This window comes from Mesorhizobium sp. B263B2A (assembly GCF_020165775.1).
Lineage (GTDB): Bacteria > Pseudomonadota > Alphaproteobacteria > Rhizobiales > Rhizobiaceae > Mesorhizobium > Mesorhizobium opportunistum.
Genome location: NZ_JAIUIU010000001.1, coordinates 409,950 through 423,546 on the forward strand (window position 1 = coordinate 409,950; position 13,597 = coordinate 423,546).

Annotated in this window: 15 protein-coding genes; 7 read left to right on the plus strand and 8 right to left on the minus strand. The window is 64.5% G+C overall.

Annotation, left to right across the window (positions count from 1 at the left end; translation table 11 throughout):
* Nucleotides 1-5 precede the first annotated feature (5 nt).
* From LB568_RS02015 to LB568_RS02025, 3 genes are all read right to left on the minus strand, one after another.
* Nucleotides 6-812 carry an extensin family protein gene (locus LB568_RS02015; protein WP_224728893.1) on the minus strand — a complete coding sequence of 269 codons (807 nt, stop codon included), beginning with the start codon at nt 810-812 and terminating at the stop codon, nt 6-8.
* Nucleotides 813-928: 116 nt separating this feature from the next.
* A complete protein-coding gene (locus tag LB568_RS02020; RefSeq protein WP_181176771.1) occupies nt 929-1,984 on the minus strand; it encodes an extensin family protein in 1,056 nt (351 codons plus the stop codon).
* 198 nt (nt 1,985-2,182) lie between these two features.
* Nucleotides 2,183-2,608, minus strand: a complete 426-nt coding sequence (locus LB568_RS02025) for a DUF3775 domain-containing protein (RefSeq protein ID WP_023779878.1) — start codon at nt 2,606-2,608, stop codon at nt 2,183-2,185.
* Between the two features lie 141 nt (nt 2,609-2,749).
* On the opposite strand from LB568_RS02025, the gene LB568_RS02030 reads away from it, so the two are divergent.
* Both LB568_RS02030 and greA read left to right on the plus strand, forming a co-directional pair.
* Nucleotides 2,750-3,283 carry a tetratricopeptide repeat protein gene (locus LB568_RS02030; RefSeq protein WP_224728894.1) on the plus strand — a complete coding sequence of 178 codons (534 nt, stop codon included), beginning with the start codon at nt 2,750-2,752 and terminating at the stop codon, nt 3,281-3,283.
* Nucleotides 3,284-3,579: 296 nt separating this feature from the next.
* Nucleotides 3,580-4,053 (plus strand): transcription elongation factor GreA, encoded by a 474-nt coding sequence (greA, locus tag LB568_RS02035; protein WP_023767588.1) that lies wholly within the window; start codon nt 3,580-3,582, stop codon nt 4,051-4,053.
* Nucleotides 4,054-4,303: 250 nt separating this feature from the next.
* On the opposite strand, the gene waaC is transcribed toward greA, so the two are convergent.
* Genes waaC through rfaD form a run of 3 tightly spaced genes read right to left on the minus strand, consistent with a single transcriptional unit; the run spans nt 4,304 to nt 7,214 of the window.
* On the minus strand, nt 4,304-5,287 hold the full coding sequence (gene waaC / locus LB568_RS02040) for a lipopolysaccharide heptosyltransferase I (RefSeq protein WP_224728895.1): 984 nt from the start codon (nt 5,285-5,287) through the stop codon (nt 4,304-4,306).
* Nucleotides 5,284-6,291, minus strand: a complete 1,008-nt coding sequence (gene waaF / locus LB568_RS02045) for a lipopolysaccharide heptosyltransferase II (protein WP_224728896.1) — start codon at nt 6,289-6,291, stop codon at nt 5,284-5,286. Before waaF ends, waaC begins: the two co-directional genes overlap by 4 nt.
* On the minus strand, nt 6,264-7,214 hold the full coding sequence (gene rfaD, locus LB568_RS02050; protein ID WP_224728897.1) for an ADP-glyceromanno-heptose 6-epimerase: 951 nt from the start codon (nt 7,212-7,214) through the stop codon (nt 6,264-6,266). The genes waaF and rfaD overlap by 28 nt, the downstream gene beginning before the upstream one ends.
* Nucleotides 7,215-7,385: 171 nt before the next feature.
* Between rfaD and LB568_RS02055 the strand changes: the two genes are divergently transcribed.
* The 4 genes from LB568_RS02055 to gmhB all read left to right on the plus strand — a co-directional run bounded on the left by LB568_RS02055 (nt 7,386) and on the right by gmhB (nt 10,861).
* The gene (locus LB568_RS02055; protein WP_013893571.1) at nt 7,386-8,018 is read left to right on the plus strand and encodes a LysE family translocator; all 633 of its coding nucleotides are present in this window, start codon (nt 7,386-7,388) and stop codon (nt 8,016-8,018) included.
* A gap of 129 nt (nt 8,019-8,147) precedes the next feature.
* Nucleotides 8,148-9,641, plus strand: a complete 1,494-nt coding sequence (gene rfaE1, locus LB568_RS02060; protein WP_224728898.1) for a D-glycero-beta-D-manno-heptose-7-phosphate kinase — start codon at nt 8,148-8,150, stop codon at nt 9,639-9,641.
* Between the two features lie 7 nt (nt 9,642-9,648).
* Nucleotides 9,649-10,221 carry an SIS domain-containing protein gene (locus LB568_RS02065; RefSeq protein WP_013893573.1) on the plus strand — a complete coding sequence of 191 codons (573 nt, stop codon included), beginning with the start codon at nt 9,649-9,651 and terminating at the stop codon, nt 10,219-10,221.
* Nucleotides 10,214-10,861: a D-glycero-beta-D-manno-heptose 1,7-bisphosphate 7-phosphatase gene (gene gmhB, locus LB568_RS02070; RefSeq protein ID WP_013893574.1), complete on the plus strand. Its 648-nt coding sequence runs from the start codon at nt 10,214-10,216 to the stop codon at nt 10,859-10,861. Before LB568_RS02065 ends, gmhB begins: the two co-directional genes overlap by 8 nt.
* A 15-nt stretch (nt 10,862-10,876) precedes the next feature.
* Here gmhB and LB568_RS02075 read toward each other — a convergent pair whose 3' ends face one another.
* The gene (locus LB568_RS02075) at nt 10,877-11,671 is read right to left on the minus strand and encodes a glycosyltransferase family 2 protein (RefSeq protein WP_013893575.1); all 795 of its coding nucleotides are present in this window, start codon (nt 11,669-11,671) and stop codon (nt 10,877-10,879) included.
* A 181-nt stretch (nt 11,672-11,852) separates the two neighbouring features.
* On the minus strand, nt 11,853-12,332 hold the full coding sequence (locus LB568_RS02080) for an Lrp/AsnC family transcriptional regulator (protein ID WP_013893576.1): 480 nt from the start codon (nt 12,330-12,332) through the stop codon (nt 11,853-11,855).
* Between the two features lie 265 nt (nt 12,333-12,597).
* Here LB568_RS02080 and trxB point away from each other — a divergent pair, with 265 nt between their 5' ends.
* Nucleotides 12,598-13,572: a thioredoxin-disulfide reductase gene (trxB, locus tag LB568_RS02085; RefSeq protein ID WP_013893577.1), complete on the plus strand. Its 975-nt coding sequence runs from the start codon at nt 12,598-12,600 to the stop codon at nt 13,570-13,572.
* Nucleotides 13,573-13,597 lie beyond the last annotated feature (25 nt).

Genomic DNA, 13,597 nt, shown 5'->3' on the forward strand with positions numbered 1-13,597 from the left:
TTTTCCTAGCGGCAGGCGCGATAACCGTTCTTGCGGTTCTTGATGTCGAAATGGAAATGGTTGCGGTGGTCGTAATTGTAGCCGGGGCCGAGCACGGTGGTGAAATACTGGCAGCCGTCGGCGCGCACATTGTTGAGGAAGCCGCGGGTGCGGAAGGCGAACAGGCCGGGCTTGCGCACGTCGATGTCGTCGCCATTGTTGAGCTCGATGCTCATGACGTCGAGCGCGTTGCCCTTGCCGTGCTCGGACAGCACGCCTTCGCCGGCGATGTTGCGGCAGGAATAGCTGGAGCCCTGGTGGATGGTCCTGACGCCGGAGAAGTAGCGCCAGCGCGCGGAAGGAACGAGTTCGTTCTTCGTCCAGGCGGCAAAGGTGGCGGCCATGTCGCAGGTCAGCGTTGCGGCGGGTTTCATCTGGATGCTGCCGATGGCCGTAACCTTGACCGGGTAATCGATGCCGCACTGGCCTTCGTGGATCGGTGCCAGGTCGGTGTAGGCGACATCGAGGCGCTTCAGCTCTCGGCGGCAATCGATCTCGCTGGTCGGAACCTGCTCGACCGGCGACATCGGCTCGTCCATGCGCGGATAGGCGGCCTGCGTCATGTAGGGATTGGACGGGACAAGCTTCTGCATGCCTGTGTATTGCGGCACGGCCGCCGTCTGCGAGCCGACATCGACGGCCGGCTGCAGCGACAGCACGCTGCCGGTGTTGCAGGCCGAAACGGCCGCAAGGGTGAGGCCGGTGGCCAGCAGCATCACGGGTTTCGATCGGCGTGCGGTGGCGAAAAACACGGCGCGAAATTTGCCGGCCATTTGCAGGATCCCACTTCTGGATATCCGGCATTTTAACGATCAAGGGTAAAGGAAAACTCAGCGACCGCGTTCATGCCTGCGGCCGAATTGCGGCGGCGATCCTGCAACAGCCGCGTTTACTGGCAGAAAGTGCCGCCATGGCGGCGCGGTTCGAGATCGAGATGGAAATGCAAGGCGTGGTCGGCATCGGCGCCAGGTCCGAGCACGGTCTTGAACGGACCGCAGGCGGCCTTGCGCACGGCGTCGAGGAATTTTGCGTCCTTTTCCGGCGGCGCCGGCCCGACCTCGATCTTCTTGCCGTCCGATAAGGTGAAGCTAGCGATGTCGAGGGCGTTGCCGAAAGCGTGCTCCGAGAGTTTCCTGGTGCCGTTGCGGGGACGGCAGACAAAGGCCGACGCCTGGCTGATCGATTTTAAGTCGGCGCCGAATTCGGCCTTTGCAGCCGGCTGCACGACGTCCGCGGCAAACCGGGCGGCTGCCTCGGCCATCGGGCAGTTGAGCTCGGTGCTGGGGGCAATCGCAATCGACTTGCCCAGGCTCTTCAGCACCAGCGGATAGGGGATCGAGCAGCCGATTTCGGGATTGCTTTCAGCCTTGTGCTCCTCGAATTCGACGCCGAGCGCCTTCAACCGCTCGCGGCAAGCGACTTCCTCCGCCGGCATTTTCGCGTCGGGCAGATCGGCAGAGCGCGGGTCGGGGAGCATCTTCTCGTCGCCGGCATCCGCTGGTTTTTCAGGCGGCGTCGGCGCGACATCAGGCGGCTGAGCCCCTGGTTCGGCGGTGTCGGGCCTTTGTGTCGGGACCGGGACTTCGGCCGGCGGCTCCGGCTCGTTTTCCGTATCGGCGGATGGCTCCGAGGCTGGCGGTCCGGGGTGCGCCTGCTTTTCCTGACGGGACTTGTCTTCATTGAACCGACCGGCCGCCCCGGCGGTCTTTGGCACGTCCGCCTTTTGTTCCTCCGTCGTCGCGGCATCGGTCTTCGGCGCGTCCGCGGGACGCGGTTCAGGCACTGGAACATCGGCAGGCGAGGCCTGCCGGTCCTGCGTCTTCCGTTGTGCCTTGTCCGGAGTGATATGGTCCGGGGTGATGTGCCGCTTGCCCCGTGATTTCAGGCGCTGCCTTGCCCGGGGTGCCAGCGGTTGGTCGGCACGCGGTGTCAGCGGCTGCTCCACCCGTGGCGCCGGTCGTCCGTGATGCCTGTGACGATGCTTGGCGTCGGCCGGGGTCACCAGCAAGGTGGCGGCCATCAACGGCAACGCCAGTCTGCGAAACAGGGAAAAGCTCAGCGTTGCCATCGCTTCGAAACGGCGCCGGCATGCCGAAGTTGCCTGGAAGGCGCTTTCCCCCGATCACAATCGGTAACCGCGCCGTTACGCGCCAATTGCTTCGAGGCCTTCCTCCAGCCAATCGGCGAGCAGCGGCATGCCGAGCAGGTATTTCGCCGTGCGCCTGTTGGCGCGTTCGCGCGCCGCCGTCACGGCATCGGACCATTCCGCCGCGTCATAGTCGCCGCGGCCGACCCAGGCCAGTGCGATCAGTTCGGCCGCCTCGTCGACATTGAGGTCGTTGATCAGCTCGCGAAATTCCTCTTCGGTCAGGTTCTCCGAACTTTCCTCGGCGAGGCCGTCATGATGATGATTGTCGTGGGTGCCGCCGTCGAACTCGATCTCGTGCTCGGCGCCGTCGGCGTAATCCTCGTTGACGGCCGCGCTCAGCGCCTTGGCTTTGAGGATGAACAGGCGCACGGTGTCGGGGCCGATCGTAAGGTCCCAGTCCTTTTCAAGCCGCCGCTGCACGGGCCGTCTCCGTCAGTCGTTTGCCGGATGATAGCGGATTTACGGCCTCCGTCACCTCATCTTCTCCACGCATGCTTTTCCGGGATGAAACGCGGAGCGCTTGGCGTTAGTGTTGTATTCTCACCCCTCAAGGAGGCTTCGATGCATAAAAGAATGCTGATCCAGGCGGCGACTGCCCTTGTCGCGCTGCAGTTCTTCGCCGTCCCGGTGTTCGCGGCGGGCAGTGGCGGTAGCACCGAGACCACTACCCAGTGCAAGAAAGGCGAAGTCTGGGACAAGAAGAAGAAAAAGTGCGTCGCACCCCAGGAAGGCATGCTCGACGACGACAGCATCTATGATGCCGGTCATGATCTCGCGATGGCCGGACGTTATGACGAGGCGATCGCCGTGCTCAGCCTCGCCGCCAACAAGCAGGATCCGCGCATCCTCAACTATCTCGGCTATTCGCACCGCCATTCCGGACGCGTCACTGTCGGCCTCGGCTACTACGAGGAAGCGCTGCGCATCGACCCGAACTACACGCTGGTGCGCGAATATCTCGGCGAGGCGCATCTGCAGATCGGCGACCTGGCCGGCGCCCAGCAGCAGCTGGCGGAGATCGAGAAACGCACCGGCAAGGGCTCACGCGAATACGGCATGCTGGCCGAGCAGATCGACCATTTCATGCGGAGCTGACCACGCTCCAGGCATTCCTCGAAGCGGCCGCGAACCATCGCGGCCGCTTTTTTGTTCACCCTGTCTCGTTAGAACAGTTCCTGGAATTGCCTCGGCCGCCTCGGTTGGATGAAAGCCGCGACGATTTTTGAAAAACCCATTTTTTGGGCGTGAAAAACCCGCTGACATTGCTATATTAGGGCAAATTGCGGTGAGACGGTTCCGTTAGCCCGAGGCTGCCGGACCGTTTTCTTTTTGTACCCAACGACAAGGCTTCCCCCGAAACGCGGGGGTGGTGGCAGGAAAGGTGAGGCATGATGAACAAGGTCCCGATGACAGGCGAGGGGTTCGCGTCATTGAAGGAAGAACTGCGTTGGCGCCAGCAGGAAGAGCGGCCGCGCATCATCGAGGCGATCTCCGAAGCGCGCTCGCATGGCGACCTGTCCGAAAATGCCGAATATCATGCCGCAAAAGAGGCACAGAGCCTCAATGAGGGCCGCGTTAACGAGCTCGAGGATTATATCGCGCGGGCCGAGGTGATCGACGTCACCAAGCTCAGCGGCGAAAAAGTCAAGTTCGGCGCCACCGTCGTGCTGGTCGACGAGGACACCGAGGAAAAGAAGACTTATCAGATCGTTGGCGACCAGGAAGCCGACGTGAAGTCCGGCCGCATCTCGATCTCCTCGCCGATCGCGCGCGCGCTGATCGGCAAGGAAGTCGGCGACGCCATCGAGGTCAATGCCCCTGGTGGTGCAAGGGGCTATGAGATCGTCCAGGTGCAGTTCATCTAGCGGTTTAGGGGCGCCGCTGACCTATTCAAGCTGAGGTTTGCGCTGCCCCTCATTGCCCTGCCGGGCATTTCTCCCCGTATAGTGACGGGGAGAAAGACGCTGTCACGTGTGATTTCGCTAATTTTCGACGTTGAAGAATAGGCTGCTCCGTTGCGGCCAGCCCCTTCTCCCCGTCACTATACGGGGAGAAGATGCCGGCAGGCAGATGAGGGGCGGCGCTGGCCTTTTCAATTGAATTGATTTGAAAAAATCAATTCTTACCAGCCAGAGCAGCGCCCCTACGCGCCAAAAGCCTCTCCGCCTCCGCCACCACCTCGCTCGGCGTCAAACGCCCACCTGGCGGCGCCAATAGCGTCGACGCATATGGCCCGCGAGGGCCTGTCAAACCAGGCTCGGTGGCCAAAAAAACCGCGACCGTCGGCAGGCCGAAGGCGCTGGCGAGATGGGTCAGGCCGGTGTCGGCGCCGATGACCAGCGTCGAGCGGCCGAGGATGGCGGCGATGTCGGCGAGCGGCGATTTCGGTACCACGACCGTGGAGGGCACCGCCCTGGCGATCGCTTCGGCCACGGCTTTCTCGCGCTCGTTCGACCAGGTGGTGACCGGTGTCATGCCCCGCTCGACCAGCAGGCGGGCCGTCCCGATCCAGTCTCCGGCCGGCCATTTCTTGTCCTCACGGCTGGTGCCGTGCAGCAGGAAGGCGGTGTTTGCGCCGATGTTGGCTGGGGTGACCGGCGATGGAACGATGCCGGAGTTGAGTGTCGAAAGATCCGGCTGATAGCCGAGCGCCTGCCCGAACAGCCGCCGCGTCCGCTCTATGGCATGCAGGTTGCGCGGCACGCCGTAGGTGACGTCATAGAACAGCGTTGCCGAAGGTTCGCGCGCGCTGGACCGGTCGAAGCCGGCAATCGGTGCGCCCGCCTGCCGGGCCACAAGGGCCGACTTCAACAGGCCCTGTGCATCGATGACGAGGTCGTATCGGCGTTCGCGCAAGGTGCGGCGCAGCGCGGCCGCCTCGCGCCAGGTGGCGCTGTCGAGCAGCGCCTTGCGCCAGCGCCGGATGGCGACCGTGTGGATCCTGCCGATCGCCGGGTGCAACGCCACGATGCCGGCAAACGCCTCTTCGACGCACCAGTCGAAGGACACGTCCGGCCTGGCGAGGCTGGCGTCCTCGACGGCCGGGAAGGTGTGAATGACATCGCCCATCGACGATGTCTTGACGATCAGCACCTTCATGCCGCCGCCGGAAGTTCCAGCAGGCGTTCCGCCGCTGCCGCGACTTGCCCGACTTCCAATGTCTTCAGGCAGTTGAGATGGCCGAGGGGGCAGATCTTCTGGTGGCAGGGCGAGCAGGACAGGCCGAGCCAGACCAGTTCGCGGCGCTCCGCCAGCGGCGGCGTATTTTGCGGCGAGGTCGAGCCATAGACGGCGACGATCGGCGTGCCGACCCCCGCCGCGACATGCATCAGCCCGCTGTCGTTGGACACCGCCAGCCTTGCCGCCGCTATCAGGTCGATGGCGTCTTCCAGCCGCGTCTGGCCGGCGAGGTCGACGACGCCGGGGGCGAGGCTTGCGATCTCCGCCGTCACGTCGCGGTCGTTCTTCGAGCCGAACAGGGCGACCTTGAGACCCTTGCCCATCAAGTCGCGGGCCAGGCCGGCATAGCTTTCGCTCGGCCAGCGCTTGGCCGGTCCGAACTCGGCGCCGGGCATCAGGGCCACGAATTGCTGTGGCGCGAGCCCGAAACGATCGAGCAGGGCGGCCTGGTTGCCGGCGTCGACGGTCAGGTGAGGGGCGCGGAAGGTGCCACCCTGGGCGAGGCCGAAATAGGCCTGCGCGGTGCGCCGTTTCGCGGCCTCGGGCAGCGGCACGATGTCGGTCAAAAGGCCATAGCGCATCTCCCTGAGATGGCCGAACCGGCGCGGGATGCGGGCAAAGAAGGGGATCAGCGCCGACTTCCAGCTGCCCGGCAGGATATAGGCCATGTCGTAGCGGTCGCGCAGCAGGCGGCCGAAGCGGCGGCGATGGGTGAATTCGAGCGCGCCGGGCTTCAGCGGAAAGTCGATCTGCTGGCGGATTTCGGGCATGCGCTTGACCAGCGGGGCGGCCCAGGCCGGCGCCAGCACGTCGATCGCGGCGTTGGGGTGCAGCTCCTTCAGCGCCGAGAACAGGCACTGCGCCATCACCATATCGCCCACCCAGCGTGGGCCGATCACGAGGATCGTTGGGCTTTCAGCCATTCGACATAGTCTCTGACGCCAGTTTCGACGCTCCGGAACTGGCCATTGTAACCGGCCGCGCGCAAACGGGACATATCAGCTTGCGTGAAGCTCTGGTAGCTGCCCTTGAGATGGTCGGGAAATTCGATGAACTCGATCTCGCCTTTGCCCAATGTATCGATCACCGTTTCGGCAATGGCGCGGAACGGCTGGGCGCGGCCGGTGCCGCAGTTGAAGATGCCGCTCGCGCCGCGCTTCCACAGCCACAGATTGACGTCGGCGACGTCGCCGACATGGATGAAGTCGCGGCTCTGTTCGCCAGGGCCGAAACCGCCATAGGCGCCGAAGAGCTTCGGGTTCTGGCCTTGCTCGACCTGGTTGAAGAGATGGAAGGCGACCGAGGCCATGGCGCCCTTGTGCGCCTCGCGCGGTCCGTAGACATTGAAGTAGCGCAGGCCCGCGACCTGCGAGTGGTCACTGTCAAAGACGGTGCGCCTGACATAGTCGTCGAAGAGTTTCTTGGAATAGGCGTAGACGTTGAGCGGCCGTTCGAGCGTCGGATCCTCGCGGAACTCGGCGCCGCCGCCATATACGGACGCAGAAGAGGCATAGAGGAAGGGCACGCGCAGGGCTTGGCAGGCATGCAGCAGCCGCTTCGAATAAGCAAAATTCACCTCCATCATGAACTTGCCGTTCCACTCGGTGGTGGTCGAGCAGGCGCCTTGGTGGAACACGGCCTCGATACGGCCGAGCGAGCCCGCCTCGATGCGGGGCAGGAAATCGTCCTTGTCGAGATAATCGGCAATGCCAAGATCGGCGAGGTTGGAGATCTTGTGGCCGTCGGTGAGGTCGTCGACGACAAGGATGTCGTCATGTCCCTCGGCATTGAGCGCGGCGACGATGTTGGAGCCGATCATGCCGGCGCCGCCCGTGACGATGATCATGAAGGCCTCTGGTTGCTTGCGATTCCGGTCCTTATAAGGGAGGCCAGCCGGGCTGTCGACAAAGCAGGTGCAGGGCGACGGCAGGCGAGGCGGGTTGACGTCACGGTGGGGCCGCAAAGCTGCCGCTTCTGTTGGTTCGCCTGCCGGACTGGATCACGAAGGAACAAACGAATGCCGTCGACGGAACTGCTCATTGCGTTTTTCGCCACCACGGCGATTTTCGCCTACATCCCTGGTCCGGCCATGCTTTATGCCGCGGCGCAGACGATGGCGCGTGGGCGCTGGTCTGGGCTGACGGCGGCACTCGGCATCCATCTCGGCGGGTATGTGCATGTCTTTGCCGCTGCCGCCGGGCTCTCGGTGCTGTTCCACGCGGTGCCGCCGCTCTACATGGCGGTCAAGCTTGTCGGCGCGCTCTATCTGATCTGGCTCGGCATTTCGCTGTTCCGCAAGCGCGCGGACGGTGACACGACGCTGCCCGTCATCGAGCGGAAATCGGCGCGGCGTGCCTTTTTCGAAAGCATCACCGTCGAGGTGCTCAACCCGAAGACCGCGATCTTCTTCATGGCCTTCCTGCCGCAGTTCATCGATGCCTCGGCGGCGTTCCCGGTCTGGCTGCAATTCGTCGTGCTCGGCACCATCGTCAATTTGATGTTCTCCTCGGCCGACATCGTCTGCGTCTTCCTGGCCGGTCTCGTCATCGGCCGGCTGCGGCGTTCGAGCCGTGCACAGCGCCTCATGCAGCGCGCAGGCGGGGCCGTGCTGGTCGGACTGGGCGTCCACGTTGCCCTGCAGAAGAGCTGACCGCCGGACTATGTCCTGCCGTTGCGCTGCATGGATTTGCGGTATATCGGCAGGCATGAACGATCCGGCCCGTAAATTGACAATTTTCAGCACGACAGAGATCGGCCTTTCCCGCGCGTTGCCAGTGACATGATCAAGCACAATCCGCCTTCTCCCGAACCTTTGCACCGCGCGATCGCGCGTTTCGGCGACGTGACCGTTCTGGTGGTCGGCGACCTCATCCTCGACCGCTTCGTCAACGGCGTCATCGAGCGGATCTCGCCGGAGGCGCCGATCCCGGTGCTGCATGGGCGCGGCGAGGTCTTGGCCATGGGCGGTGCCGGCAATGTCGTGGCCAACATCGTCTCGCTCGGCGCGCGGGCCATCCCGGTTTCGGTGATCGGTACCGATGCGGCCGGCGACAGCCTGGTGCGGATGCTCAGCGAGCTTGGCGCCGAAACGGTGGGGCTTTCGCAGCAGCGCGGCCGCATGACCTCGTCGAAGAGCCGCTTCAGCGCGCTCAACCAGCAGGTGCTGCGTTTCGACGAAGAAGAAATCAAGCCGCTCGGCGACGACGAGCGGGCTGGTCTGGTCGGTCATTTCCGGGATGCGCTCAAGCAGGCCGATATCGTTATCCTGTCCGACTACGGCAAGGGCATCCTGCTCGACGGCGTCGCCGGAGAACTGATCGCCATCTGCCGTGAGGCGGGAAAGCCGGTGCTGGTCGACCCGAAGGGCCGCGACTATGCCCGCTATGCCGGCGCGACCGCCATCACCCCTAACCGCAAGGAGCTTGGCGAGGCCGCCGGCCATGCGGTGTTCGCCGATGACGAGATCGTCGCGGCCGCACGTGAACTGATTTCCGCGCACGGCTTCGATTTCGTTGTCGCCACCCGCAGCGAAAAGGGCATGAGCGTGGTCGGCCCCGACGAGGCGCACCACATCGCCACCCAGGCGCGCGAAGTGTTCGACGTCTCGGGCGCCGGCGATACCGTGATCGCGACCTTCGCGCTGGCGCTGGCCGCCGGTGCCGATCCGGTCGCGGCGGCCTCGATCGCCAATGCCGCCGGCGGCGTCGTGGTGGGCAAGCGCGGCACCGCGCGGCTGACGGTCGAGGAACTCGCCGGCGCGCTGTTCCGCTCGCATGGACCGACCGCCCACAAGGACGCCATCCTCGATGCCGCATCGGCGGCGCGCATGGTCGCGGCCTGGAAGGCGGAGGGACTGAGCGTCGGCTTCACCAATGGCTGCTTCGACATCCTGCATGCCGGCCACGTCAGCCTCTTGCATGCCGCGCGCAGCCAGTGCGACCGGTTGGTGCTCGGCCTCAACAGCGATGCCTCGGTGCGGCGGCTAAAAGGGCCGGGGCGCCCGGTCAACGACCAGCATGACCGCGCCTGCGTGCTCGCGGCCCTTGCCTCGGTCGATGCCGTCGTGGTGTTCGAGGAGGACACGCCGCTGGCGCTGATCGAGGCGCTTCTGCCCGACATCCTGGTCAAGGGCGCGGATTATACGATCGACACCGTGGTCGGCGCCGATGTGGTGCAGAAGGCCGGCGGACGCGTGGTGCTGGTCGATCTCGTCGCCGGCAAGAGCACCACCGGCACCATCGGCAAGCTGCGTGCTGGCGCCACCACGAACTGAGGGTTCCATGTCTGAACTGAACGACTACCTGGTCCGCTCGGCGGCTGCGATCACGGCGATGGTCGAGCGCGACCTGACCGGCGAGATGGAGCGCGCGGCGAGCGCCGTGGTGACCGCGCTTTCAGCAGGCAAGGCCTTCCTGATCGCCGGCAATGGCGGCTCGGCCAGCGATGCCATCCACATCGCCGGCGAACTGGTCGGCCGCTTCCTCAAGGAGCGCAAGGCCTACAATGTCATCGCATTGCCGGCCAACGCCGCGGTGCTGACCGCCTGGGGCAATGACTACGGTTTCGACACGGTGTTTTCGCGCCAGGTCGAGGCGCATGGCGCGGCGGGCGGCGTGCTGCTCGCGATCTCGACCAGCGGCAATTCGCCGAGCATCCTCGCCGCCGCAGAACAGGCGCGGATGATGGACATGACGGTGATCGGCCTGACCGGCGACACCGGCGGCAAGTTGAAGCCGCTGTGCGACATCCTGCTCAACGTGCCCTCGACCTCGACGCCGATCATCCAGCAGGGACACCTGTGCCTCTACCACCATCTGTGCGAGGTGGTGGAAGCACGCCTGCACAATGGCTGACGCGGTAGCGTATCCGCTGACCGAACCGGGCTTGTGGGTCGAGCGCATCGGCGACCGGGTTTTCCCGGGACGCCCGCCGGCGCTGTTCCTGGACCGCGACGGCACCATCAACGTCGATACCGATTACCCCAGCGATCCGGCGGAGATCGTGCTGCGCGACGATATCGTGCCGGCGATCGCGGCCGCCAACCGCAACGGGATTCCGGTCGTCGTGGTCACCAACCAGTCGGGCATCGCGCGCGGCTATTTCGACTGGAGCGTCTTTGCGGCGGTGAACGGTCGCGTGCTCGACCTGTTGGGCGAGCGGGGCGTATTCGTCGACATGGTGCTTGCCTGCGCCTACCACGAGGCGGGCGTCGGGCCGCTCGCCGTATCGGATCATCCGATGCGCAAGCCCAATCCGGGCATGCTGGCCGAGGCGGGTAAACGTCTCGATCTCGATCTCCAGCGCTCCCTTATCGTCGGCGACAGGCTGGGCGACATGCAGGCCGGATGGCGCGCCGGCCTGGCGCAGGGATGGCTGGTGGACGGAGAGGCGGCGGCTTTGCCCGGCTTCGCCATCAGGCGCCTGCATGGCGGCGATGACCTCGGCGGTCTGCTCGCTGCCATTGAAACGCTCGGCCGGGACAAGGGGTCCTGATCCAGGCCTGACCGCTCACGTCTGATCGTCGCGCTCCGAGGCTTCGTAAAGCTTGGCCTCGGTGGCGAAGGAATAGATCATCACCGACATCGAGTAGACGAAGCCGTGCCGGCCGCACAGGAAGTAGCGCTTGGCGAGATAGAACTTCAGGAAGTTGCCGAACGGCGACAGCACCAGCCGCACCAGGCCGGGCTTCTTGCCCTTCTCGACCAGCGTTTTGGCCTTGAGGCCGGAGTAGCTGTTGGCCCGGGCAAGATCTTCCTCGACCGAGATCTCGCGGCGATGCAGCAGCACGCCGTTTTCGATGGTGCCGGTTTCGCCGGGCACACGGAAGGATTCATGCACTCGCGCGGAGAGGTCCATGGTGGCGCCCTCGCGCCGGAAGAGCCGCAGCAGCCTGTTGTGCAGCACCCAGCGATGCGCATAGCCGTAGCCCTTCAGCCAATCGCGGCGGCGGATGTACCAGCCGCCGATCTTGGTGTCGGCAGCCTGCGTGGCGGCCACGATCGACTGCCGCAGCCGGTCGTCGACGCGCTCGTCCGGGTCGATCGAAAGACACCAGGGCTGGTTGGCATGGTCGAGCGCGAATTGCCGCTGTCGGGGAAAGCCCGGCCAGTCATTGTGCAGCAGCGTTATCGGGTAACCCTTGACGATATAGCTTTCCACGCATTCGACGGTGCCATCGGTCGAGCCGGAATCGACGATGATGATCTCGGCGCAGAAATCGATGCTTTCCAGGCACGGGCCGATCATATCGGCCTCGTTCACGCAGATGATAAGCGCCGAGACCGGGCTTGCAAATCGAGTCATGGTCCCCTTCCCATGGCGGGCCGTCCCCGGAACAACACTGCTTGCGCTCTGTTCGAGCGTCAGTCGAGCGGCGAAGTCCGGCAAGCCGTCCAGCCTTGTACATCAGCGTCTGTCTGATACCAACGGGGCGCCGGTGTGGCGAAGGTAAGGAATTTGCCGGCGGACAGGCCTTCGCCCGGCCTCAGGGGCGCTCGAACGAGACCAAGCCCTCATCCTTGACCCGGCGGATGGTGAGGGCGGTGCGCACCGTGTCGACATTCGGCGTCGAGGTCAGTTCCTCGATGACGAAAGTCTGGAAGGCGCCGAGGTCGCTTGCCACGCAATGCAGCAGGAAGTCGGATTCGCCCGAGACCATCCAGGCGTCGCGCACGATCGGCCAGCCGCGCGTGCGCTCGGCAAAGATGCGCAGTTCAGCATCGGCCTGGTGATGCAGCCCGACCAGGCAGAAGGCGACCACGTCGAGGCCGAGCGCCGGGGCGTTGAGCAGAGCGCGGTAGCCTCGGATGATGCCGGCTTCCTCCAACCGCTTGACCCGGCGCAGGCAAGGCGGCGCCGAAATGCCGACGCGGTTCGACAGTTCGACGTTGGTCATGCGGCCGTCGTCCTGCAATTCGCGCAGGATCTTCCAGTCGATGGCGTCGAGGTCGGCCTTGAGCGGCATTGGAGGTCTCGATGATCAGAGTGGCGCAAGAATCTTTCGCGATTTTGTAATTAAACGACTTTTGTGTCGACGCCAGCCCTCATCAACGCGATTTTGGAACGGCAACGAAAAGCGGTCATCGCGCGAATATCCACATAGGCCGAAGCTTTCCGGGGACGACGGCCCGTTCGCCTTGCTGGCGTGGTTGGCAACCCTTACATTAAGCGCGACATTCCACGTCTTTTTCCAAGGCAACACTCCATTGTCTGCCCCGCAGAGGCTTCAAATGACCACCAAGCATGCGCCCGTTCTCATCATCGGTTCCGGCCCGGCCGGCTATACGGCGGCGGTCTATGCCGCACGCGCCATGCTGAAGCCGATGCTTGTCGCCGGCCTGCAGCAGGGCGGCCAGCTGATGATCACCACCGATGTCGAGAATTATCCGGGCTTCGCCGACCCTATCCAGGGGCCGTGGCTGATGGAGCAGATGCTCAAGCAGGCCGAGCATGTCGGCACCGACATCATCAACGATATCATCACCGAGGTCGACCTCAACGTGCGGCCGTTCCGCGCCAAGGGCGATTCCGGCACGACCTACACGGCCGACGCGCTGATCATCGCCACCGGTGCGCAAGCCAAGTGGCTGGGCATTCCGAGCGAGCAGGATTTCATGGGCTTCGGCGTCTCGGCCTGTGCCACCTGCGACGGCTTCTTCTATCGCGGCAAGGATGTCGCCGTGGTCGGCGGCGGCAATTCGGCGGTGGAGGAGGCGCTCTATCTGTCGAACCTCGCCAAGAGCGTGACGGTCATCCACAGGCGCAGCGACTTCCGCGCCGAGCGCATCCTGCGCGAGCGGCTGCTGAAGAAGGACAATGTCCGCGTCATCTGGGACACGATCGTCGACGAGGTCACCGGCCGCCCGGGCAAGACGCCGCTGCCGCCGTCGGTCGAAGGGCTGAAGCTCAAGCATGCGGTGACCGGTGCCGAAACGCACCTCAAGGTCGATGGCGTGTTCGTGGCGATCGGCCACGCACCGGCGGTCGAACTGTTCGCCGGCAAGCTGAAGCAGAAGCCGAACGGTTATCTGTGGACCGCGCCGGATTCGACCCGCACCGACGTGCCCGGCGTGTTCGCGGCCGGCGACGTGACCGACGATATCTATCGCCAGGCGGTGACGGCGGCGGGCCTCGGCTGCATGGCGGCGCTCGAGGCGGAAAAGTATCTGGCCGGTATCGAGGTGCATCGCGAAGCAGCGGAATAGGGGTCGCTGTAAAACTGTTAAAAAA